Source organism: Pseudomonas sp. 1912-s (genome assembly GCF_029269205.1).
Taxonomy (GTDB): domain Bacteria; phylum Pseudomonadota; class Gammaproteobacteria; order Pseudomonadales; family Pseudomonadaceae; genus Aquipseudomonas.
In genome coordinates, this window is record NZ_JARIXR010000006.1 from 274,410 (window position 1) to 297,307 (window position 22,898).

The 22,898-nt window shown below is 56.2% G+C and carries 16 protein-coding genes and 5 pseudogenes; 5 read left to right on the forward strand and 16 right to left on the reverse strand.

Translation table 11 applies throughout. From position 1 onward, the window contains the following. Positions 1 to 7: 7 nt before the first annotated feature. The 4 genes from P3C29_RS10675 (at position 8) to P3C29_RS10690 (ending at position 4,296) form a co-directional block, all read left to right on the forward strand. Positions 8 to 2,383 carry an RND family transporter gene (locus P3C29_RS10675; RefSeq protein WP_010172344.1) on the forward strand — a complete coding sequence of 792 codons (2,376 nt, stop codon included), beginning with the start codon at positions 8 to 10 and terminating at the stop codon, positions 2,381 to 2,383. A 118-nt stretch (positions 2,384 to 2,501) separates the two neighbouring features. Continuing rightward, on the forward strand, positions 2,502 to 2,798 hold the full coding sequence (locus P3C29_RS10680) for a DUF5629 family protein (RefSeq protein WP_275964522.1): 297 nt from the start codon (positions 2,502 to 2,504) through the stop codon (positions 2,796 to 2,798). Continuing rightward, on the forward strand, positions 2,785 to 3,960 hold the full coding sequence (locus P3C29_RS10685; RefSeq protein WP_010172340.1) for a lactonase family protein: 1,176 nt from the start codon (positions 2,785 to 2,787) through the stop codon (positions 3,958 to 3,960). The genes P3C29_RS10680 and P3C29_RS10685 overlap by 14 nt, the downstream gene beginning before the upstream one ends. Positions 3,961 to 4,116: 156 nt before the next feature. After that, positions 4,117 to 4,296, forward strand: a complete 180-nt coding sequence (locus P3C29_RS10690; RefSeq protein WP_275964523.1) for a hypothetical protein — start codon at positions 4,117 to 4,119, stop codon at positions 4,294 to 4,296. Between the two features lie 129 nt (positions 4,297 to 4,425). Here P3C29_RS10690 and P3C29_RS10695 read toward each other — a convergent pair whose 3' ends face one another. From P3C29_RS10695 to P3C29_RS10775, 16 genes and pseudogenes are all read right to left on the reverse strand, one after another. Then, positions 4,426 to 5,025 (reverse strand): glutathione S-transferase, encoded by a 600-nt coding sequence (locus P3C29_RS10695; RefSeq protein WP_275964524.1) that lies wholly within the window; start codon positions 5,023 to 5,025, stop codon positions 4,426 to 4,428. Continuing rightward, a complete protein-coding gene (locus P3C29_RS10700; protein WP_275964525.1) occupies positions 5,022 to 8,660 on the reverse strand; it encodes an AAA family ATPase in 3,639 nt (1,212 codons plus the stop codon). The genes P3C29_RS10695 and P3C29_RS10700 overlap by 4 nt, the downstream gene beginning before the upstream one ends. Beyond that, positions 8,657 to 9,898 carry an exonuclease SbcCD subunit D C-terminal domain-containing protein gene (locus P3C29_RS10705; protein ID WP_275964526.1) on the reverse strand — a complete coding sequence of 414 codons (1,242 nt, stop codon included), beginning with the start codon at positions 9,896 to 9,898 and terminating at the stop codon, positions 8,657 to 8,659. Before P3C29_RS10705 ends, P3C29_RS10700 begins: the two co-directional genes overlap by 4 nt. Before the next feature lie 258 nt (positions 9,899 to 10,156). Next, positions 10,157 to 10,579 (reverse strand): annotated as a pseudogene (locus tag P3C29_RS10710) (U32 family peptidase C-terminal domain-containing protein); the annotation flags it as partial. 189 nt (positions 10,580 to 10,768) lie between these two features. Then, positions 10,769 to 11,239 carry a hypothetical protein gene (locus P3C29_RS10715; protein ID WP_345952307.1) on the reverse strand — a complete coding sequence of 157 codons (471 nt, stop codon included), beginning with the start codon at positions 11,237 to 11,239 and terminating at the stop codon, positions 10,769 to 10,771. A gap of 251 nt (positions 11,240 to 11,490) precedes the next feature. Beyond that, complete coding sequence (locus P3C29_RS10725; protein WP_275964528.1) at positions 11,491 to 11,709, reverse strand: hypothetical protein; 219 nt, start codon at positions 11,707 to 11,709, stop codon at positions 11,491 to 11,493. Between the two features lie 699 nt (positions 11,710 to 12,408). Further along, positions 12,409 to 12,570, reverse strand: coding sequence for a hypothetical protein (locus P3C29_RS10730; RefSeq protein WP_275964529.1), 162 nt, complete (start codon positions 12,568 to 12,570; stop codon positions 12,409 to 12,411). A gap of 119 nt (positions 12,571 to 12,689) precedes the next feature. Next, positions 12,690 to 13,199: pseudogene (locus P3C29_RS10735) on the reverse strand (cytosine methyltransferase); the annotation flags it as partial. Next, positions 13,165 to 13,359: a hypothetical protein gene (locus P3C29_RS10740; RefSeq protein WP_275964538.1), complete on the reverse strand. Its 195-nt coding sequence runs from the start codon at positions 13,357 to 13,359 to the stop codon at positions 13,165 to 13,167. The gene P3C29_RS10740 and the pseudogene P3C29_RS10735, both read right to left, overlap by 35 nt. Before the next feature lie 93 nt (positions 13,360 to 13,452). Continuing rightward, a pseudogene (locus P3C29_RS10745) lies at positions 13,453 to 13,662 on the reverse strand (hypothetical protein). Positions 13,663 to 13,917: 255 nt separating this feature from the next. Further along, positions 13,918 to 14,177: pseudogene (locus P3C29_RS10750) on the reverse strand (IS5/IS1182 family transposase); the annotation flags it as partial. Positions 14,178 to 14,315: 138 nt separating this feature from the next. Then, a complete protein-coding gene (locus P3C29_RS10755; protein WP_275964530.1) occupies positions 14,316 to 15,374 on the reverse strand; it encodes a fimbrial protein in 1,059 nt (352 codons plus the stop codon). A 309-nt stretch (positions 15,375 to 15,683) separates the two neighbouring features. After that, positions 15,684 to 18,125: a fimbria/pilus outer membrane usher protein gene (locus P3C29_RS10760; protein ID WP_275964531.1), complete on the reverse strand. Its 2,442-nt coding sequence runs from the start codon at positions 18,123 to 18,125 to the stop codon at positions 15,684 to 15,686. Positions 18,126 to 18,129: 4 nt separating this feature from the next. After that, positions 18,130 to 18,879 carry a molecular chaperone gene (locus P3C29_RS10765; protein ID WP_275964532.1) on the reverse strand — a complete coding sequence of 250 codons (750 nt, stop codon included), beginning with the start codon at positions 18,877 to 18,879 and terminating at the stop codon, positions 18,130 to 18,132. 77 nt (positions 18,880 to 18,956) lie between these two features. Further along, entirely contained in the window at positions 18,957 to 19,508 is a 552-nt protein-coding gene (locus tag P3C29_RS10770; RefSeq protein ID WP_275964533.1) for a fimbrial protein, read from the reverse strand. A 143-nt stretch (positions 19,509 to 19,651) separates the two neighbouring features. Next, a pseudogene (locus tag P3C29_RS10775) lies at positions 19,652 to 20,799 on the reverse strand (IS3 family transposase). A 299-nt stretch (positions 20,800 to 21,098) separates the two neighbouring features. On the opposite strand from P3C29_RS10775, the gene P3C29_RS10780 reads away from it, so the two are divergent. After that, the coding region (locus P3C29_RS10780) for a pertactin-like passenger domain-containing protein (protein WP_275964534.1) at positions 21,099 to 22,898 on the forward strand (1,800 nt) is incomplete at its 3' end.

Genomic DNA, 22,898 nt, shown 5'->3' on the forward strand with positions numbered 1-22,898 from the left:
GGACAGCATGAGCAGTCATCACAACGACAAGGCCACGTTTCTCGAGCGCCTGATTTTCAATAACCGCCCGGCAGTGATCACGCTCTGCCTGTTGGTGAGCATTTTCCTGTTCTGGCAGGCGACGTTGATTCGCCCGTCCACCAGCTTCGAAAAAATGATCCCGCTGAAGCACCCCTTCATCGAGAAGATGATGGAACACCGCAACGACCTGGCGAACCTGGGCAACACGGTGCGCATTTCGGTGGAAGCCAAGGACGGTGACATCTTCACGAAGGAGTACATGGAGACCCTGCGCCAGATCAACGACGAGGTGTTCTACATCTCCGGCGTCGACCGCTCCGGGCTCAAGTCCCTGTGGAGTCCCAGCGTGCGCTGGACTGAAGTCACCGAAGAAGGCTTTGCCGGCGGTGAAGTGATCCCGCAGAGCTACAACGGCTCGCCGGAAAGCCTCGATCAGCTGCGCAACAACGTGCTCAAGTCCGGGCAGGTCGGGCGCCTGGTGGCCAACGATTTCAAGTCGAGCATCGTCGACATTCCGCTGCTGGAGTCCTACCCGGACCCGCAAGACCAGGGCAAGTTGCTGGCCCTGGACTACCGCAAGTTCTCCCATGAACTCGAAGACAAGATCCGCGACAAGTTCGAAGCGCAGAACCCCAACGTCAAGATCCACATCGTCGGGTTTGCCAAGAAGGTGGGCGACCTGATCGACGGCCTGGTGATGGTGGTGATGTTCTTCGGTATTGCCTTCGTCATCACCCTGGTGCTGCTGCTGTGGTTTACCAACTGCCTGCGCAGTACCGTCGCGGTGTTGAGCACCACGCTGGTGGCGGTTATCTGGCAGCTTGGGTTGATGCATGCCCTGGGGTTCGGGCTGGATCCCTACTCGATGCTGGTGCCGTTCCTGATCTTCGCCATCGGCATTTCCCACGGCGTGCAGAAGATCAACGGCATCGCCCTGCAATCCAGCGATGCCGACAATGCCCTGACCGCGGCCCGGCGTACCTTCCGCCAGCTGTTCCTGCCGGGCATGATCGCGATCCTCGCCGATGCGGTAGGCTTTATCACCCTGCTGATCATCGACATCGGCGTGATCCGCGAACTGGCCATCGGCGCCTCGGTGGGGGTGGCGGTGATCGTCTTCACCAACCTGATCCTGCTGCCGGTGGCGATCTCCTATGTGGGCATCAGCAAGCGCGCCATCGCCAAGAGCAAGAAGGATGCGCACCGCGAACACCCGTTCTGGCGCCTGCTGTCGAAGTTCGCCAGCCCCAAAGTTGCCCCGGTGTCGATCGCCCTGGCACTGGTCGCCTTCGGTGGCGGCCTCTGGTACAGCCAGAACCTGAAAATCGGCGACCTCGACCAGGGCGCCCCGGAGCTGCGCCCGGACTCGCGCTACAACAAAGACAACAACTTCATCATCAGCAACTACTCCACCAGCTCCGACGTACTGGTGGTGATGGTCAAGACACCGCCGGAAGGCTGCTCGCGCTATGAAGCCATGGCGCCCATCGACCAGTTGATGTGGAAGATGCAGAACACCGAGGGCGTGCAGTCGGCCATCTCGTTGGTGACCGTGTCCAAGCAGATGATCAAGGGCATGAACGAGGGCAACCTGAAATGGGAAACCCTGTCGCGCAACCCTGACGTGCTGAACAACTCCATCGCCCGCGCCGATGGCCTGTACAACAACAACTGTTCCCTGGCGCCGGTGCTGGTGTTCCTCAACGACCACAAGGCCGAGACCCTCGACCGCGCGGTGCATGCGGTGCAGGACTTCGCCAGGGAGAACAACAAGGACGGCCTGGAATTCATCCTCGCCGCCGGTAACGCCGGGATCGAGGCGGCCACCAACGAGGTGATCAAGGAATCCGAGCTGACCATCCTGATCCTGGTGTACCTGTGCGTGGCCACCATGTGCATGATCACCTTCCGTTCCTGGGCGGCGACCCTGTGCATCGTGCTGCCGCTGGTGCTGACCTCGGTGCTGGGCAACGCACTGATGGCGTTCATGGGCATCGGCGTCAAGGTCGCGACCTTGCCGGTGGTGGCGCTGGGCGTGGGGATTGGCGTGGACTACGGCATCTACATCTACAGCCGCCTGGAGAGTTTCCTGCGGGCCGGCCTGCCGTTGCAGGAAGCGTATTACCAGACCCTCAAGTCCACCGGTAAAGCCGTGCTGTTCACCGGCCTGTGCCTGGCCATCGGCGTGTGCACCTGGATCTTCTCGGCCATCAAGTTCCAGGCCGACATGGGCCTGATGCTGACCTTCATGCTGCTGTGGAACATGTTCGGCGCGCTGTGGCTGCTGCCGGCGCTGGCACGCTTCCTGATCAAACCCGAGAAGCTGGCGGGGCAGAAGGGCAATTCGTTGTTTGCCCACTGATCCATCGCTGTTTGCCAAAACGCCGTGGCCTGTGCCACGGCGTTTTGCATTGCGCGGGCTTAGGCCGATGCAACGATTTGACCTATCATGAGGTCTTTCCTCTTGATGATTGATGGTTATGACTGCCGACACCCCTACCTTGCTCAACGCGTTTGAAGACTGCCAGATGGTCGAAATCGATGGCCTGCATACCTTCGATTTCAGCCTGGATGACCAGAAGTTACTGATCATCTGCCTGGACGGTCGTGCCGAGAAGCGCTGGAGTTTCAGCCTGGAGCAGGTCAAGGCGGCGACCTTTGATCAAACCTTGCAAAGCTGGACCCTTACCGGTGACTCGGGCGAACACCGCCTGGTCTGCATGAGCGGCGTTACCGGCAACAATAATGACGAGGATGAAGCGGATGATGATGCGTAAATTCTGGCCCCTGCTGATGGCCGGCAGCGTAGGCGCGATGTCGGTCCAGGCCGCGCCGGTAGACACCTTTGAATTGCTGGTGGGCAGCTACACCGCCGGCACCAGCGAAGGCATCTACCGCCTGCAGTTCGACAGCCGCACCGGGCAGTTCAGCGGCCAGCCGGTGCTCGCCGCCAAGGCGGCCAACCCGTCGTGGCTGACCCTGTCCAAAGACCAGAAGCACCTGTTTGTGGTGAATGAAAACGGCCCGGGGCAAAAAGACCCGGTAGGGCGCGTGAGCAGCTACAGCATCGACCCGAAAAACCATCAACTGACCCTGATCAACCAGGTGCAGAGCCTCGGTAACGAGCCGACCCATTCCAGCCTCGCGAGTGACGGGCGCTACTTGTTCGTGGCCAACTATTCGGTGCTGGAAGACCCGGGCGGAAGCCTGGCGGTATTGCCGGTGGACGCCGAAGGCAAGCTGTCGCCGCCGGTGCAACTGAGCGGGCACCCGGCCAGCCGGGTCAACCCTGAACGCCAGGCGTCCAACCATGTGCATTCGGTGGTGTCTTCGCCGGACGGCAAATACGTGTTTGTCCAGGACCTGGGTGCGGACAAGATCTTTGCCTACCACTACGACCCGAAGGCCAACCATGAACTACCGCTGACCCCGGCCGACCCTGCGTTTGTGCAACTGCCTCCGGGCAGCGGTCCGCGGCACCTGCTGTTCACCGCGGATGGCAAGCACGCCTGGCTGACCACCGAGATGAGCGCGCAGGTTGCGGTGTTCGACTACAACGAGGGCAAGCTGACCCAGAAGCAACTGGTCAACTTCGCTGACGGCCAGCCTGTGTCCGACAAGGCCGGCGCCGCGTTGCACACCTCAAGCGACGGCAAGTTCCTCTACGTGAGCAATCGTGGCACCGCCAACCAGATGCTGGTATTTGCCATCGACCCCGCCACCGCGCAGTTGAAGGAGATCCAGCGACGCTCGGTGGAAGGTGATCATCCCCGGGAATTCGCCCTGGACCCCAGCGGCAAGTTCCTGCTGATTGCCAACCAGAAGAGCAACGAGATTGTGGTCGTCGAGCGCGACCCCAAGACCGGCCTGTTGGGCAAAACCGTGCAGAAACTGGCGATTGATGCCCCCAGCGACCTCAAGTTCCTGGTGCGACACTAAGCCACAGGCCCCGCCATGCGGGGCCTGACTCCTTGTATTAATCGTATTAATAGCGGCTAGTGGTTCAATGAATTTCTAAGGCTAACCCCTCGGGCGTAAGTTTGGTTCCAAGGCCAGCACAGGCCACCCAGCCAACCGAACACAAGGGTTACCGACATGAACTTCAATCTCTTCTCGATCATCGCCGCTTCTGCTGTTTCCGCCACTGTTGCGTTGCCTGCCAGCGCCAGCGTCGAGATCAGCAGCAAAAAAACCAGCACCAGCGCCTACACCCAGAAATACCTGCAACAAAGCGCCAACTTCTACGCAGCGCTGGACCACAAAATCCAGAGCTGAGCGTTAGTTTCATCAAACGCTTAAGATCAAATGTGGGAGCTGGCTTGCCTGCGATAGCGGTTTATCAGTAACAGATTGGTCGACTGATGCACCGCTATCGCAGGCAAGCCAGCTCCCACATTAGTCGTGTTAAGTCTGGGGTTTTGCCATCACCGCGACAAACAACGACGACTCCAGAAACCGCTGCAACCACGCCTGCAACCGCGGGTACGGCGCCCGGGCAAACCACTCCCGATCCACATGGGCAAACTGCCGCACAAACGGCGCCAGTGCCACATCCGCCAGGCTCAAGTGCCCGGCCAGCAAATACTCCCGCCCGGCCAGCAACCCCTCCAGCTTCAACAAAAACACCTCACCCTCGGCCCGATAAACCTCCATCGGCTGCTCCGGATAACGCTCGGCATACTTGTATCGATTCAATTGATACTTGAAGCCCTGATCGTTCTCGTCAATCAGCGCCTGCGTCGCCCCATCCTCCTCAAGCAACCACCCCTCAGGATCATGCTGCGCCAGCGCCCAACGCATAATCGCCAGACTCTCATCGATCACCCGGCCCTCCACACTCAGCACCGGCACCGTGCCCTTGGGTGACAACGCGAGCATCTCAGCCGGCTTGGCCTTGAGGCTGACCTCGATGATCTGTACCGCCACCCCCGAGTACCGCAGGGCCATTCGCGCCCGCATGGCATACGGGCAGCGGCGGAACGAATACAACACCACGTCGCTCACTTGACCTCCAGAGTGCTCAAGCCGTTGCCCTGGCGCTTGACCTGAATCTGCACCGGAATCCGCTCGTGCATTTCCTGCACATGGGAGATCACCGCTACCTTGCGGCCCTGGGCCTGCAAGCCGTCGAGGGCGTCCATCGCCAGTTGCAGGGATTCGGGGTCGAGGCTGCCAAAGCCTTCGTCGATAAACAGCGATTCGATCTTCAACGTGCTGGACGCCATCGACGCCAGGCCCAAGGCCAGGGCCAGCGACACCAGGAACGTCTCGCCGCCGGACAACGAGTGCACCGAGCGCAGTTCGTCGCCCATCTCCGTGTCGAGCACCAGCAAACCCAGCATGCTGCCGCCGCGTTTCAGGCGGTAGCGGCGCACCAGTTGGCGCAGTTGCACGTTGGCGTGGTGCACCAGCAGGTCGAGGTTGTAGGCCTGGGCGATCTTGCGGAAGGTATCGCCGGTGGCCGAACCAATCAGCGCATTCAGGCGCGCCCAGCGTTGCCATTCTTCGTAAGCCTTGGCGATCTCGGCTGCCAACGCCTGGTTGGCATCCTGGCGACGCTGGTCATCGGCTTGTTGGGCGCGCAGTTCGGCGCAGTGTTTTTCACCAATGGCCAGCGCGGCGTTGAGCTCGGCCAATGCGCTGTCCAGTTGCCCGGCTTCAAGGTTGCCGTTGTGCAGCGCCTGGTGATCCTTGAGCCGCTGTTCGCGCTCCTGCAGCAACACCTTGGCCTGCTCGATGGCTTTTTCGCTGTGTTGCAGTTGCTGGCGCAGCTCGGCCACCTGCGGTTCGTCGAAGGCCACCAGGCGTGCCAGGCCGGCGTCATCGAGTTCCGGGTTCAGGGCGCGCCATTCGCTCAGGCGCGTGCTGAGGGCCAGATGCTCGGCGTCCAGGGACTGTTGGCGTTCTTGCAACGACTTGAGGTCGGCGGCCAGCTGGATCAGTTGGTTGCGGGTGTCCTGCAACTGCTGGTTGGCCTCGGTCTCATGCTGGCGCGCCTGCTCGACGGCCTGGTCCAGGTGCTGCTGCCAGTGTTCGGCGCTGGAGTTTTTCCCCAGCAGGGCGGCGAGTTTTTCCTCGGCAGCCTGTTGCAGGGTGCTTTGTTCGGCGAGCTGTTTTTGCAAGGCCTCCAACTGCTGTTGGCGATGTTGCTGGCGGTCCTGTTCCTTGTCGATGGCCTGCTGGCGCTGTAGCTGCTCGGCCAGTTCTTCTTTCTGGTTATCCAGTTGCTCCAGGCGCTGGCTGACCTGTTGGTCGAGCAACATGAAGGTCGCCGCCGGCTCGCTGCGCAGGCCATCGAGGGTCTCGGCCGGCAACAGGCTGGCGAAGGCTTGGAGTTCTTCGTCCAGGCGTTCGCGGTCGTTGGACAGTTCCCGCTGCTGGTCGATCAGCAATTGGCGGGCCTGCTGGCTGGCGTCCTGGGCGGCTTGCAGTTGCTGCTGCATGCGCCCGGCGTTTTGTTGCAGGTTGAGCAGGGCGCCCTGGCGTTGCTCATCCTGAGCCAGGCTTTGGCTGAGCTGGCTCAGTTGCTGGGCGAGCCAGGCATCGCGCTTGGCCGCGTCCTGGTTGAACAGCGAGGCGGACAGCGGGTGGGCTTCAAGATTCGAGGAAGAGATTTTTTGTTGAGCGGCAAGTTGTTCCTGCTGGCTCAGGAACTCCTTTATCTGGCCGTTCACTCCTCCCAAGTCGCCCCGCAACTCAATGAGTTTGCTGTTGAGGGCGTCGACTGCCTTCTGAGCGACGGCCTCTTCATTTTCATCATGCCGATCCATGCTTTGCAGCAGGGCTTCAGGTTGATGGTATGGATGTTCGTGGCTGCCACAAACGGGGCAAGGCTGGTCGTCCTGTAGCTTTGCACGTAACTCTTCGATACTTTCACTACGTGCGTGGCGTTGGCGATCCAGCAGCTGCTTGGTAACGGTCAGGGTCTGTTCGGCGGTTGTTAGCTCTGTCTTGGTTTGAAAGCCGGACTGTATCAGCGCTTCCCGATGCTGTTGGGCAGCACTTAGCCTCTCGCCCAATGCCTGTAGCTGCTTATCCAGTTGTTGATGGTTGTCCCACAGCCGCGCCAGGTCTTCAAACGCCCGATGTTGCTTGCGATTATCCTGTAGCAGGCTGCCCAATAGCTGGATCTGCTCGGCCACCGCATGGGGCTCGGCGCCGGCTTCGTGGTACAGCAGGTCGAGGGCTTCACGTTGCTCGGTCCATTTTTCACCGAGACGGGTGGCGCGTTCTTCCAGTTGCGGCAGTTCAGCCTGGCCTTTATTCAGGCGATTGCCGATCAGCATCAGCTGTTGCAAGCGGTCGCGGTAGGCGCTCCAGGCGTCACTCAAGGGCGCGAGGGCGTCGCTGCGTTCAAGTTCTGCGGCCAGCCGGTTCAGGCGTTCGGCGACGACTTTTTGCTTGTCGAGCAGGCCGGTCAACGTCGCCTGGCCTTCCACGCAGGCGGCTTCGCCCAGCTGTTTTTCTTCACTGCGCCGGGCCAGCTCACGGGTCAGGTGGGCGAGGGTGGTTTGCTCCTCGAAAGCCTGGCGCAGCAGGGGCACTGCGTCGGTTTGTTGCTTCAGCGCCTGAGCGAGGGCGGCGTGCACGTCCGTCTGTTGCTGTTGCAACTGAGTCTGGCGAGTGTGCAGCGCGGCTTGTTGCTCAAGGTGCTGCTGGATCTGTGCGGCGAGCGGCTGCAGTTGCGTCGTCAGTTCAGCCTGACGGGCGAAGTGGTGACGTTGCGGCGCAAGTTGTTCCAGGCGGCTGAGGTCCAGGCGTTGCGGGCCCTGGCTTTCCCAGTGTTGCTGGGCCTGTTGCAGTTGCTCGACGGCGCCTTGCTGGCGTTCCTGCCATTCCCGCAGTTCCTTGAGCCAGGTGTGCTGCAGCTCAAGTTGCTTGAGTTGCGCCTGCCGGGTCTTGAGCTGCTGCTGGGCGGCGGCCAGTTGTTCGTCCAGCTCGGCGCGGGCTTCAGGGGCCAGCGGGGTCACGCCGGTGGCCTGGTCTTGCAGGTGTTTGTGAGCGTCCCGGGCGTCCTTGGCCTTGTCGAAGGCGCGGCGGCCGAGTTGGGTGTAGAGCGCGGTATCGGTGAGCTTTTCCAGCAGTTCGCTGCGCTCGTTGTCGTTGGCCTTGAGGAACGCGCTGAACTCACTTTGCGCGAGCAACACGGCGCGGGTGAACTGCTCGAAGTTCAGGCCCAGGGCCAGTTCCAGCTGGGTCTTGTATTCGGTTTTCTGACTGGCCAGCAGTTGCTCGCTGTCCAGGTCAATCAGGCTTTGCCGGCTGGCTTGCAGCTTGCCGCTGGCCTTGTCCCGGGCGCGGTTGGCTTCCCAGCGGGCGCGGTAGCGACGGCCACTGACGCCGACAAAATCCACTTCGGCGTAACCACCACCGGTGCCCCGACGAATCAGGGTGCGTGGGTCACCGATGGAAATATCGGTGTCGGCATCCGGCATTTTTGCCTGGCCGGTATCGCCCAGGCGCGGCACGGCGCCAAACAGCGCCAGGCACAGCGCATCGAGCAGGGTACTTTTGCCGGCGCCGGTGGGCCCGGTAATCGCGAACAGCCCGGCGCTGGCCAGGGGCTCGGCGGTAAAGTCGATTTCAAACGGCCCCGCCAGGGAGGCGAGGTTTTTCAGGCGAATGGCGAGGATCTTCATGGCTGTTCGCCCTCCTGTTGCACTTCCTGGAGCAGCACGGCGAAGTCCTTCAGGGTCTGTTCGTCCACCTCACTGCCGTAGCTTTCCTGCCAGGCGCGGCTGAACAATTCCTGGGGGGTGAGCTGGTCGAGTTCGATCAGGCGGTCCTCCTGGCTGTCTTCGCGGCTGCCCGCGCCTGCATATTCAGCGGCGATGCGCACCAGGCGCACGGCCTTGCCTTGCAGGGCATTTTCCACTTGCTGGCGCAGGTCGGGTTGCGGCTCGTCGAGGCGCACCCGCACTTCGAGCCAGGGTTGGCGCTGGGTTTCGGCCAGCAGGTCGATGTCGGGCAAGTCGGCCAGTTGCTTGAGGATGTCGGCCAGGGGCGCGGCTTCCAGGCGTTGCAGGTTGACCGAACGGGGGATCAGCCGGGATTCGACGCTGACCAGGGTCTCGCCGTCCAGCTGCACGTCGAGGACCTGGTGCTGGTAGCCGATTTCCGAGAATGACAGCGGAATCGGTGAGCCGCAGTAGCGAATCCGCTCCTCGCCATTTACCCGCTGGGGCTTGTGCAAATGACCGAGGGCCACGTAGCTGACGCTGGCGTCGAACAGGCTGGCGGGCAGTGCTTCGGCATTGCCGATGATCAGGCTGCGCTCCGAGTCTTCCGACACCGAACCGCCGGCCATGTGCGCGTGGCTGATGGCAACCAGCGCCTGGCCCGGCTGGCGCTTGGCGTTGGCGGCAGCGATCAGCCATTCATGCACCTGGCCGATGCCCCGCAGGTAATCGTCCCCCAGTTGTGCGCCGGTCACTTCGGCGGGGCGCAGGAAGGGCAGGGCCAGGCACCAGCCGGCGATTTCACCGTCGGCGCCGGGCAATGGAATCAGCAGCCGCTCGACATCCAGTTGCCCGTCATCCAGCCACAACACCCGGCCCAGGGCGTGAGTGCGCAGGCGACGCATCAACGGCGCCGGCAATTCGATACGCGAGCCGGAGTCGTGGTTGCCGGCGATCATCACGATGGTCAGCGCGGGGTTTTGCTCGTGGGCGCTGATGATGAAGTCATACAGGCGCTCCTGGGCCTTGAGCGGCGGGTTGACCGTGTCGAAGATATCGCCGGCGATCAGCAGCACATCAGGGCGGTGCAGGCCCAGCTGGCCCAGCAGCCAGTCGAGGAAGCAGGCGTGTTCGAAGTCGCGTTCCTGGCCGTGCAGGTTTTGCCCAAGGTGCCAGTCGGAGGTGTGAAACAGACGCAAGGCGATCTCCGTAAAAAAGAGGGTGACCGCTCAAGACAGGATGGCGGTACGCAGAACCGCTAATTCTACTGTGCTAATGAACCTATTGCGCGTACGCCCTGCTTTTTGTGGCGAGGGAGCTTGCTCCCGCTGGGGCGCGAAGCGGCCCTTATCCGGCTGATGCGGTTTTCCAGGAAGAAGCGCATTTGGCTGTTTTGGGGCTGCTTCGCAGCCCAGCGGGAGCAAGCTCCCTCGCCACAATTAAGGTGTCTGGCGAAGTTAAACGTCGCGCATCAAAAGCCCGAATCTCAGGTCCATTTCCGCCGGGATCGGCAGATACACCGTATGCCCGTCGCCCGGCGCGACTTCGATGGCCTCGCCCTTGGCGTTGTGCAGCGTGGCCAGGTCAAAGTGGAAATTCCCGGCCGGGGTCATCAGTTCCAGGTGATTGCCCACGGCAAACCGGTTCTTCACCTTGACCTCGGCCAGCTCGCCGCGTCGCTCACCGGTCAGCTCGCCGACGAACTGTTGGCGTTCGGACACCGAGCTGCCGTTCTGGTAGTTCTGGTATTCATCGTGCACGTGCCGGCGCAGGAAACCTTCGGTGTAGCCGCGCTGGGCCAGGGACTCGAGGTTGGTCATCAAGCCCCGGTCGAAGTCGCGCCCGGCCACCGCATCGTCGATGGCCTGGCGATACACCTGAATCGCCCCCGGTTTCCTAGACGCATCTGATTGGCTGCTTTTGGCCAACGGCAGCTTTGGGTCCAGGCAGTGTGAAAACACCGCCGAGCAGCTCAAGACCTGCGGTTTAAAACTGTATGAGTCGATAGTGGACCTTCACGACCGGGAGTCTTCGTTCGGTCGTGTTCCTTCGAACAGCAATAGCTGGGCTCACTCATAAAATTTACCAGCCAGCAAAATGGCAGCACAGCGTTGCCATACGTTTGATCTACTGGCACTCACAGGGGAACTGCGTGAGCTGGCAGTCGCCCACGCTGCGGCGGCATCAAGAAAGGTATCAATAGAACCGTTTTCCCGCCCCAAGGCCCCCGGTCCATAGGGAGACGACGGAGAGGTCTCCTCTAGCAAACGCTCCTCGGCGAAATCCATACCTAGCGCTTTAACGAAGCCGATGAATGATTGTTCGTCGTCTACGGTTTTCAGTAGCTCATCAAGATTTATGGACATGGTGGCCTTGGAGGTGCGTGATAGGTGACAGCGGTAAAAATCGGGGTCAAACCCCATCAAGACATGCGCCGGCCTTCCAGACTGGAAAACACATACATACCCACCAGCATCGCCACTACGAAGATGAGAGTTTGCCAGTGCCCGGTAAACAGAATGGCGACCGCTGGGGTACATCGCCGGCTCATTTATGTAGCCGCACAGCCAGTCTTCGCAGTTCCGATGTAAAAGGACGCTTTATTTCTCCCGCCCAACCCAGAGCGCGATTGAGTCATGTACGGGTGTAGTCAAGCATGACGACACACTCGCCAGGGTGGCTGATGACATGACTGCTGGCGGCAGTGATGAGCAGCGCCGTAGCGCTTACCGGGCCATCAAGGAAACGATTGAGGGGAGGGCATAGTCCAACAGGATTTCTGCCTACCTGCCTACCTGCCTACCTGCTTACCGCCGGCCGTCTTGATGATGTGGATAACTAAACCGAAAGTGATTAGCAGCCAGGTGATGGAGCCGACAAAGGCAGTGATGATTTCTAATGTTCCTCCTGAGCTGAGCAGGGCTGGGATACCGATTGCGAACCCAACGGCAGTGCAGAACAGGTACACGGCTAGGCCCAGCAGGATCAGGGTGAGTTTGATTGCGAACATGTAGTGTCCTTGTCGAGTTGGGCGGCAGAAGGTGGGTTATTGGCCGTGGCGCTCAAGGGCGGCGCGGGCCACTGCCACGTAGTTGTATTACTCAGGCGACGAGTCTGGCGTGATGAGCAGCGAATCCTTGATCGCCTGGTTCAGTTCGGTAATGGCTTCCACCGACTGCGTAAGAGTAGGGCTTCCAAGCAACACCGCGCGGCTAAGATCGCGCACTCATTCAAGGCCTAGCCATCGAGCTGGGCTTTTTCGTTTTCGGTCCCACCACAGCTATCGCTTTGAGCTGGAAGGGCCACCCGACTGACTTACTTCAAAGCCTCCGTTACGAAGGCTATAGAACCGTCATCGAAGGATCTTCTGTCTTGCTCTGATCGAGCAATCCGGATGTTCTTAGGCGCGTTGACTCCTAGAGAAACTATTTCGCCTTCGACCTTGATCACTTTGATTTGGATTTCGTCGCCAATGTATAGGCGTTTATTTGGCGTTCTGGCTACGACTAGCAATGAGTATCCCTTCTGATTAGCACCTTATATCCATGGGATTAATTGCATGAATTCAGCATAAAAGATGTAGGATTTTTCTGGCTGTTCTGCCCGGAAAGCCTTTTTTAATCCTTCACTCCCTGGCCAGCGTGCTGGTAATCGACGATTGCCCTACTGTGGTCGAAGCGTATGATCAACAGGTACTTGGACGAATGGGTTATCGGGTGACCTTGGCCATGGCTGCACCCGCGAGCTTCATCGCAGCCTGGGCGTCTTCTACGTAGGCAGGATCAAAGCCGCCGGCGAGATGAATCGTTCCCTGGCAGGCGCGCAGGTTCTCGCGGGTGATCTTCAGGGCAGCAACGAGCTCTTCGATCATGGCGCGTTCCTCTAGGCTGATATCCCAGAACCGCTGCCCCAGTGATCCGCTGGTGGCGGGTTCGTGTTCTGGGCGCCCATGGGCCAGGGCGCCGACAATCGAATCGCACAGGTCGCGCTTGTAGGGGCGATCTCGCCGGAATCTGCGCCATGATCCGTGCAGGAGAATGCCAGCGCCGCATTTTCCGCTCCGTTGTTTCGGCCTAAAGCAAAGGCAAGCCTGTAGCTGACACCAGGGTCCTGCTTGCCATGCACTACCAGCAGGCCAGACTCTGCATCTTGCTGAGTGGCGCTACCGGCCGCTTTGGCATTGGCTTGAAGTGTGCCTGCCACAATGAAAGCCTCCGAGTCGGCACGATGACTGCTCTGCGCTTGAGCTCGAAGCGCAGGTGCGGTGATGGGGATGTCGTCGAGCGAATACCCTCCGGACTTGCGGCCACCGCTGGCGAGCGTCGGTGTGATAAAGAAGGTTTCGCTTTCAATGTCCAGATGGCTGTCCATGGCGGTGAGCGTTGCTGGGCGTTCTATAGAGACGCCCAGGCCGTGACCATCGAATGCTGGAATGCTGCCGAACATATCCACTGCTGGCCCCTCATCACCTTCGCAGTACGGGCAGCCGTACTGGCCTAATCGTCAGCATCGCGATCAGACCGAAGATGTCCGCTCTGGCCTTACGCAGTTGCAGGTTCAGTTCCTGGATCTCGTTCTCAAGGAGGCGGGCAGGCTGCTTGTGCATTTCGAGAGGCGTGGTAATGCCAAGCCACCCGCAGGTGTCTTCATCGATGTTCATGGGGAGCGGCTCTAAATACTGTATGTGCATGTAGTAATCGAGATGCGGTAATGCGGTAGTCGTTCGCCGACGAACTGCACGTTTACCCGACGATCAGCCAGGCGCCATGAGGACGGTAAGGGTCAGCTTGATGAACTCTTCGTTCTCATCGATGGTGTGCAGGGCGCCGCGTATGTTCTAAGCCACATCAGCGCAGCCGCGTTGCTCGACCCAGTTCGATAGCTCCATGATGGATGCCTCAAGGGCCAGTTGGTTTTCGTACTGCTTGGAGAGCAGAGAGGGGAGCAGGTCTGAGTTGGGCATCGGCGTTTCTCTGGTGGAGTGAATAGCGTAGTAGTTAGCGATTGGGAGCCCTTCCCGAGGACATGAATGTCCGCTCTCGACCCAGGCTGTGTGAAAACGCACTAAATACGTCGCAAACTGAAAGTCGCGATGGTGCCAGTGGAATCAGCGGACGGAAGCGCGAATTTCCTTGATCAGTTGCATAGGCGTTCGTATTGCCGTTTGGACCGCGTCAGCGACCCAAACAGTCGCTCACGAACGGCCAAGCGGCTTGGTTCACGTCCTGATCGCCTCAAGCAGCCCTGCGATGCCGAAGATGCTCAACATTCGTTTGAGGTTGTAGGCGAGCAAATGAAGGCTCATCTCAGTGCTCACCCTCGGCAGTATTTTGGTCAGAAAGTGGGTACTACCATCCAGTACATGAGCGTTCCAAAAGGATGTTCAACAGTCTGTCGACGAACCCACATCATCGACGGATCATGTTCTAGCCGAACCTGCATCGCATCGACTATAGCCTCATGTTCCCAGCGCTTCACTTACCACGTTTAGCTTAATGAAAGTTAGGTTGCTAATGATTTTAGTGAATCGCTCTACTCTGTAGATATTTGAACAAAGTAGTAGTACGCCCAAGGTCGACATTTACTAACTCCTAGTGGTGAAGTATCGAACTGATATCATTTGTAAGTAATTGTGAATGCCGCACGCGCATTTGCCGATCCAGGCTCTGGTCCCTCGGTGATATTTGAAGTCTGGATATAGCGTGCCTTGAGCTCAATGTCCATACTATTCCCTTTCAGCTGATCAATAGAAACATCCTTTCCAAGTGATAGTGGGGTAACACCATCCTTGCGCAGAATCTGAACAGCTACGCCTTTTGCCGTCGACTCTTGAGAAAGTCCAATTACGCCTCTGGTCGCATCTATAAGAGTAGATCCTTGCAATCCGTCAAGACGTATGTGTGCATTCGAGTTGTTGTAATAATTCCAAGATTGATTAGATGGATAACTTCCAGGGGTGCAGTTAGTCAGTGGGATAACGAATCCATTACTTTTAGAATAACTATCCTTGCCTTTGAACTCGCGGCGTGATACCGCCCCCATTGGCACCTCAATGTAGGCATGCCCCCCGCCGGTGACAGAACACTCAGAGCGAATAACTGTTCCTTTAAGAAAAATACTATGCAGTCTATTTGTAGACCAATAGCTAATTGTGGAGTTGGGACTTTCAATCCTCGAACTACCAACTGGTATGTCATTGCTTATTTTTACTAGCGTAAATTTAGCAGGTACGCTTTTGTAGACGCCGGGAAACGCTGCAAGACGAACCTTGTACGGAACATAGGGGGGGGAGCCGCTGATAGCACTATAGCTTTGAAGTGGCTCAGAGCTTACAATCAAGCCTACGCCCGGCACGTTGGTTTTTAGTACGGTCGCCTTGCTTATGCCTCCCTCCATCTGCGGCAATGTAATGTTCGGTACTACGGTAAAATTGCTGCTAACCCTTATTTCCCATTCATCACTCCAGCCGCATGTATACGAAGTATTTGTGTTGTACACATACTTTATGTTTGCCGTTCCTATTATTGATCCAATAGGAGCGTCGCGCGGTACGTATTGAATCCCCATATCGAACGTTTGGTACACCTCTCTATCGCCTGTGGAGCAATCCGCATATGCGGAAGTACTGGCCTGAAAAAAGAAAAGTAGAATACAAATCCGACTCAACATACTCATCCACCACCTCTAGCCGAACATCTGCACCGCGAGGATTTTAAAGGGGCTTAGGCTCCATTCCTCCCAGAGGAATCTCGTTTTGTACCAAGAGTCTTCTGGAACATAAAAAATATTGCGTTAGGTCAAAATATGTGCTCAATCGGGTTATAATCGAACACAGTGGAAATCCCTACAGCTGCCCTGGACTTGCATAGTGAAGAAGGTGATATGAGAAAAAGCGTACTGATCGTGGACGATCATCCAATCTTCTCCAATGCCATCAGAGCTTTTTTGGAGCATACCGGTCATATCGTCGTCCCTCATGATTAATCATCCAGCAACGCAATACACATTGGCTAGCGTAAATCCCTCCTGTTTCCGTGTCTGCTCTAGATCCAGAGTAAATCTACACTGTTGATTCGCTGCATGACCCCAGACTAAATGAAAATGGCGGTCTTCACTCACGGACAATAAAACCTGTCCCATTGGCCCCACCGCACTTACTCGCTGTCCTGCGCCATTCAGTACGGCGGCACCAAAAGGCACCACTCCACCACCTGAAAAAGAGACTGTAGCCAAAACCTTTTCACTTCGGTGCGCCTTAAACTTCGCAAGCACTACAGAGCCTCGCCTTGGTACTACGGTACTAACCCCATTATCGATATCGGTATCGGCATCAAGCTCGCGGGTGTCTAGGCTTAGTCGATTGCGCCGATAGGGCTGAACATAGGGTACAAGGCTGTAACCCTTGGAGTCGGTAAGGACGCCGGGCGCGTTTAATAAACCGACATTAGGGGTGTCCTTGACTTCTACCAAGGCCATTGTCTCTCCTAGGTGCTGACTCAACTGTACACCTCCAGCGTGAGCTAGGATCGATCCTGAAATGCCGATGTTTTCAGAGCTGTAGTCGCTGCTGCTGCTGAAGCCCGCATTAAGATCGGCCCACGGCGCGCGATAGTTCACTGAGGCCGAGCCAGTATTGGACGAAACCTCACTGCGTTGCAAATCGAGATTATAATTGAGGTCGCTGTAGGGACCAGCAATCCCACTTAACCCAATGTGTTGATCATGGGTCCCATAGGCGTTCCGTTCCATACTTACCCTAGCGTTCTGGCTACCCATTGCAAAACTAAGGGTTAATCCAACTTGCAAGCCTTCTCGATCATCATCACTCAGACTTTTACTGGCATAGAGTGAAACATTGGACTGCCCCACTTGGCCACTTAATCCGAACTGTAATTGGCGTTGCAATCGATTTGTATTCCAATAGTCTTGCTGAGATAGATTTAGGTACATTGAAGTACCTCCAGAAAGGCTTTGGGAGAGGCTTGCTTCGAGCCTGCTGCGCCGGCTTGCCGGTTGGTAGTTGCCATCTATGGACAGGCCGCGCTGCCAAGATCTTTCATTTACTACCTCGCTGAAGTCACGGTATCCCGGCGTGGAGTAGCGATATCCGGCAAAACGTAGATTTGTCCCGGTGGTGAACATCTTACCGTAGCGTAGACCATAACTCTGGCCCTTGATAGAACCGGCTGAAACTGTGGATTGGGCTTGTGTTACGTCCAGAGATATCGCCCCTAGGTTACCCAATCCCTTGCCAACACCTACTTGATAGGCGCTGTAATCTTCAGCCACAAGTCCGGCGAGTGACATAGTGTAGTCATTGGCTAAGCCGCGGGCGTAAGAACCAAATAAAAAATTTGGCTGTTCATCAGGCGTGCTGGGTGAATGGTACTGGCCAACAGTCACATTGTATCGCCATATTCCCTGGCGCAATAGGTTACCCAGCGTCGCATAAGGCTGTATGAATCGCTGTTCCGTACCGTCCGCTTCGGTGATGATTACTTCAAGATCTCCACTTCCGGATGCAGCGTTTAAGTCGCGAATCTCGAATGCGCCTGGAGGCACGAAAGTACTGTAGAGCGAATATCCGTGCTGGCGAACTTCGACTTTGGCTTGAGTACGCGCGACCCCCCTGATGACTGGAGCATATCCTTGCAGTGAATCGGGCAACATATCCATGTCGCTAGCCAGCTGTACGCCACGGAATGGAATACTTTGCAAGGTGTCGCCCGGTGTGATGCTTTCTCCTATGACCAATTGGCCGGCGGTTCCGGAAAGATCGCGCTGCACATAGCTTGCGGCGCGTTCCCAAGTACCGTCTTTGCGGTAGGAGGAGCTAGAGCGTAAGCGCCAAGTACCAAGATTGAGTCCGCCATTGAGATAAAGATTGTATTGGTTGGTGCGTTGGTCTTGGTGCTGGTTTTGTGAGCCAGAGAATTGATAATTGAGAAAGCCAGCGTTTACACCTTCGTCCCAAACCTCCGGTTTCACATAACCCAAGACATCGCGTTTGAGATAAATCTGAGGGACGCTGATATCGAGTTTGAGCTGACGGCTATTGAAGTGCACCGCGGCTCCTTCCAGTAATTCAGAAAGATTTGGGCAGCTTGCGTCGCCAGCAATTGTCGGCAATCGAATACCCATTCCTTCTAGCATTTCGCTAGGCATACAAGCGTTGAGCTTATCGCCCTTTTCAACGAAGCTTATCTCACGCTGGCCTAAGAACTCTTGGTTGAGTTGGACGTTAACCAGATAGCGCCCAGAGCCTAACTCCTGCTCCTGTAACATGGTCTGCAGATCACTCTGTTCACCGTTAGCGCCATCGAAGCCTGCTACGAAATCGGTATCAAACTGTGTTGCCGCCTCAACTTTAGGCAGCGCTATCAGAAATATTCCTAGCCACGCACCGGTTATCCCTCTAAGTTTCATGCCCTCAGAATCCTATTTGGGCTTTTATGGGATCCTGATATCCACCTTGATCGTTGATGGTGGAGAACTCAACGGTTGCGCCTTTTGGCCCTATGTGTCGCTTGAGCGGGTAATCTAAACTGGACATCGGCGGTAGCATATCTATGTCACTTAGCTCGACTGGTACGTTACCGTCGAGCGCTCGTATACCTATAAACGTAACGTGGTAAGCACTGGGGTTGGAAATACGCAGTAGCGTGCCTGTTGGTTGTTCAATCAGCTTCCAAGATAATTGCTTAGGTGCTTCGAGCGCTGTTCCTAGTAAATCACTCGGTCTGTAGAATAATTTGATGCGAGTGCGTACTGCCACTTTGAGTGAGTTAACCTGCTTTGCATCTTTCACAGGTATTTCCTGGGCGTTGAAATAGAAAACTGACTCTCTATCTTTTGGTAACTCGCCAGGTGTCTTAATTATCCGGACAACTTGCTCTTCTCCAGCACGTACTTTGAACAAGGCAGGCATAGCTATAAATGGGCTGAGTCGATCTCGGCTGTCGGCAGCATCGTTGATCCACGCCTGCACCGCGTAATCGCTAACGCCTGTGTTGGAGACTATGGTTGATACACTGCGCTCGTTCGCCCCTAGAATTATCCGCGTGCCGTTGAGCATGACACCGGCATTTGCAGACGTCATTGGCCAGGTTGCCAAAATTACCGCGCAGCACATCCAGTGCAGGCAGGTCTTAACTGCGCACGATCGGAAATAAGCTTTCATGAAAATTTAAACCTACGCAAAAAAACACCGGAGCCGCTCCACAAGAAAGAGCGAGCGGTCTCCGACTGAGGAGTGGCCTACTTGTAGTCAACGCTGAAAGAGGCTTTTGCGTTGGCTGTTCCAGGTGTGGCTAAGCCGGTGGCGATGTAGTTCGCTGTGAAACGAAGCGGAACGCTGAGATCCGCGTACTCACTGGAGGAGCGACCCAATTGAATGTCATTGCCCTTGGCATCGCGAATCTGAATCGCTACGTTGCTAGCGACTCCTTCGCTTCCTGCACCGTCAAGAGCCAACCATTCACCATTCGGTCCTGCGGCGCCATTCATGCTGAGAAACCGCACCGTGGCGGTTTTGCCGGAGAGGCTACAGTCTTCGTCTCCGGCGCCTGAGCTTTGCAGTCGGATTTCGAAGGCTGCGGCCCCGGCAGTATCATTAAGTTTTTTTAACGATTGTGACGATACATTGCCCAAGGAAACATTAGAGTTCGCATTGTTGTTCATGTCTCCGACGCTGACCGAACAAGTGCTGGCATTGATAGTCCCGACGAAATTGATTTCACCATCGGCCGCCATGGAGTGAGCGGCCACGCAGCATAGGCCTGCGGCCAACGTCGACTTGAATGGGTTCATTGTTTTATTCCTGTTTTCGAATTGAGATTCACCCGGTTTTAAGGGCGGCCGCAGATTAAGAAAAAGACAGGGATTTCGGTACGAGAGCTTTCTTGAAATGACTTGGGAGTATTCTGGAATAGGTGCAGTCAAGAGCTCATGAGTCAACCTCTGCTTCGCCCCTTACCTTGTACTGGTTGTGGTAAACGTGCGTGAAAGCCTCTTCGTTTATGGGCGCGACAGTTTTGCGATTCCTCTCCAGAGGCTTTAGGCCGCAAAATGCGGGCGCCTTCCGCGGCAGTTTTAATTGTCTAAAACCACCGTTCCCGCTTTACAAGCTGGAAAAAGCTCTCGGCCACGGCATTGTTATGACAGTTGCCTCGGCGACTCATGCTGCCAACCAAATTGTTCGCCTTAAAAAAAACTGCGGCAGTCGGAGCTGCTGTACTGGCAGCCTTGGTCGGAACGAACCACCACCTCTTGCTTGGGTTTACGCCTCCAAACCGCCATCAATAAAGCATCAACGGCTAAATCACAGGTTATCTGCGACTTCATGGACCGGCCAACGACCTGGCGAGAAAACAGATCCACCACCACAGCCAAATATAGCCAGCCTTCATACGTGCGAATGTAGGTGATGTCGGTGAGCCAGACCTTGCTGGGTTCTACGACATCGAACTGGCGCTTGAGCAAATTGGGTGAGGCGACCGCTGGCTTACCGCCGTACTTCCCGGGGCGGCGTCGATACCCTGTCTGAGAGCGAAGACCTTCAAGGCGCATCAGCCTCGCCACACGATGCCGACCACAATCCTCACTGACCTCGCGCAGATCGTCATGGATTTTGCGATAGCCATAAACGCCGCCGCTCTCCAGCCATAATGTTTGATCAAACCCAGCAGTCGCTGGTCGTCTTTAGCGCGAGCAGATTGCGGCTTAGACTACCAGGCGTAATAACCACTGGGATGGACTTTCAGCGTCAGGCAAAGCCGTCGAATGGAATAGTCGCCCGCTTGCTGCTTGATAAAGGCGTACTTTGACCGCACTCCTTGGCAAAGTACGCGGCGGCCTTTTTTAAGATGTCTCGCTCTTCCGTGACCCGCTTGAGTTTAGCTCGCAGAAGCCGCAGTTCAGCGTACTGATCATCGTCTTGTTGCCGTTCTGCCTGAGGTTTGCTGTAGCGCTTTATCCCGGCATAGAGGCTATGCGTCGACACGCCAAGACGCGCAGCCACATCAGCGACAGGCAGCTTCTTTTCGGTCACGTGATTGACCGCTTGGATTTTGAATTCTTCGGGGGAACGCCGGTTGCTCATCGCACCTCCTAATTGGCCTCAGTTTAAGGCAAAGAGGTGTCTACGAAACTAGGGCGATTCAGCTCAGGATTGCACGCTCGGAAAATCTCTCTTTCAGTTCACTGATTGCGCAGTAAGAGCCACGACAACTGATGCACCCATGACAAGCTCAGGCGGTTTCCAGGAAAGTTCTTTCCGTAGGATTTTTCATACGATCAGGTAGGCACTTGCCTACGGCTTTGCCGTATTAATTTCAGTAAATTAATTTCTGACAATTAACGAATTATTAGCTCTTCTGATATTTAATTTTGGAAATAGTAATGAACAGATCTTACCTCGCGATTAGCATCGCGCTGTCAACACTTTCCCTGGTCGGTAGTGCCGCTTTCGCGAAACAGAAAGAAGATATTGGCAGCCGGGAAATAAAAGTCGAAAACAATGCGGACGGCGGTATGTTTAAAGTTGTCAACGGTACTCGGACGGTCACGGATTACAATATTATGGTCTCAGGCGAAGAGGCGGCTGCTGGCGCTTTTGCTGTTGGTGACAACAGCTTTATCACTTACATCGGTGGCAAAATTACTGGTGGTGGCTACGATGCAACGGGGCTTTCAGCGAGAATGGGCGGTCAGATAACAGCATCGGAACTTGATATTGAATTTTCCGGCAGCCCACATGATGGTTTATACGCTGGCGACAAGAGTGCCATAAATCTTTCAAATTCAAATATTACCAGCAAAAGCGAATTCTCCGATCTTGACAGTTATGGCGTACGTGCTACGAGCTCGTCATCGATAGTTTTGGAAAATACTTCTATCCTTAAAACAGGCCGGGGAGCTGCCGCCGTAGCCAAAAGAAATAGCACTCTAAAAATTAACAACCTAGACATTGAAAACGGACGCCGTATTGCTACGGAAGGTATCGGCTCCCAAGCCGTTCAAATCAGCAACGGCTCAACAGCGGTCTTGGTGAACACCAATCTTGAAGCAGTGGGCGATAATGCCTCAGCTATTCTTTTAGTCGGAGCAGGTAAGCCTGATGTAGAGGGGCCAGAAGAATCGTCTATACTTTCCGTTACCGGCAGTACTTTAAAAACTGAAGGCCTTAACGCTGTTGGTATCGATGTCGCCGACGGCGATGTATCAATTTATACAACTGATATTAAGTCCTCTGGTGCTGCGCTGAAGGCATATAGCGATAAAGCATATAGAACCAATGTTAACATCAGTGACAGCGAGCTTGTCAATAAAACGGGCAGTGCAATTGTAGTCGGTGGAAATGGCTTGAGCAATATCTTGGTCAACACTTCCAATGTGAAGTCCGATAGTGGAAAATTGTTTAGCCTGTCTGATAGCGCTAGTACTGGTACTAGTGTTCTAGTCGGTGACTACGCCTATTTGGCAGGGGATATAGATATAGCCGCTGGCCAAAAATACGATGCCAGTTTCGAGTTAGTAGGGGAGACGCATTGGGTGGGGGCTGGTAACGGAATTAATAAACTTTCGCTAAATGATAGTGAATGGTTTATGGCCGGAAACTCTTCCGTTAAGTCTCTTTCCCTGCAAGGCGACAGCAAAGTAGAGTTTAAGCTCGGCGATGCCATGTTTAAGATATTGACTACCGGTTCGCTGACCGGTAGTGGAGAGTTCGTGATGAACACAGATCTATCCAAACTTAAAGGTGACTTATTGCTGGTCACTAACGTTAACGGTTTTACTGGTAGTCATACGCTAGTCATAGAAGATACGGGCTTGTCACCTAAGAGCGAGGGGAAATTACGTGTGGTCGGAACTAACGGCGGCAACGGAACGGTCGTCTTGCACGGAGGCTATGTCGATGCTGGCGCGTTTCGCTACACACTCAATCCTGAGGGTAATGACTGGTTCCTGAGCAGTGCGGCGGCCACTCCGGCCGTTGAAAATCTGCCAACCGCGCCTGCGCCCACCACTGCGCAGGCAACCACATCGGCCGTTGAAAATCTGCCAACCGCGCCTGCGCCCACCACTGCGCAGGCAACCACATCGGCCGTTGAAAATCTGCCAACCGCGCCTGCGCCCACCACTGCGCAGGCAACCACATCGGCCGTTGAAAATCTGCCAACCGCGCCTGCGCCCACCACT

Bases quoted from the DNA above. Each gene is read 5' to 3' on its own strand.
- P3C29_RS10675 (WP_010172344.1), top strand. From the start codon at position 8: ATGAGCAGTCATCACAACGACAAGGCCACGTTTCTCGAGCGCCTGATT.
- P3C29_RS10680 (WP_275964522.1), top strand. From the start codon at position 2,502: ATGACTGCCGACACCCCTACCTTGCTCAACGCGTTTGAAGACTGCCAG.
- P3C29_RS10685 (WP_010172340.1), top strand. From the start codon at position 2,785: ATGATGATGCGTAAATTCTGGCCCCTGCTGATGGCCGGCAGCGTAGGC.
- P3C29_RS10690 (WP_275964523.1), top strand. From the start codon at position 4,117: ATGAACTTCAATCTCTTCTCGATCATCGCCGCTTCTGCTGTTTCCGCC.
- P3C29_RS10700 (WP_275964525.1), bottom strand. From the start codon at position 8,660: ATGAAGATCCTCGCCATTCGCCTGAAAAACCTCGCCTCCCTGGCGGGG.
- P3C29_RS10715 (WP_345952307.1), bottom strand. From the start codon at position 11,239: ATGTACCCCAGCGGTCGCCATTCTGTTTACCGGGCACTGGCAAACTCT.
- P3C29_RS10725 (WP_275964528.1), bottom strand. From the start codon at position 11,709: ATGTTCGCAATCAAACTCACCCTGATCCTGCTGGGCCTAGCCGTGTAC.
- P3C29_RS10730 (WP_275964529.1), bottom strand. From the start codon at position 12,570: ATGATCGAAGAGCTCGTTGCTGCCCTGAAGATCACCCGCGAGAACCTG.
- P3C29_RS10740 (WP_275964538.1), bottom strand. From the start codon at position 13,359: ATGAACATCGATGAAGACACCTGCGGGTGGCTTGGCATTACCACGCCT.
- P3C29_RS10755 (WP_275964530.1), bottom strand. From the start codon at position 15,374: ATGAGTATGTTGAGTCGGATTTGTATTCTACTTTTCTTTTTTCAGGCC.
- P3C29_RS10760 (WP_275964531.1), bottom strand. From the start codon at position 18,125: ATGAAACTTAGAGGGATAACCGGTGCGTGGCTAGGAATATTTCTGATA.
- P3C29_RS10765 (WP_275964532.1), bottom strand. From the start codon at position 18,879: ATGAAAGCTTATTTCCGATCGTGCGCAGTTAAGACCTGCCTGCACTGG.
- P3C29_RS10770 (WP_275964533.1), bottom strand. From the start codon at position 19,508: ATGAACCCATTCAAGTCGACGTTGGCCGCAGGCCTATGCTGCGTGGCC.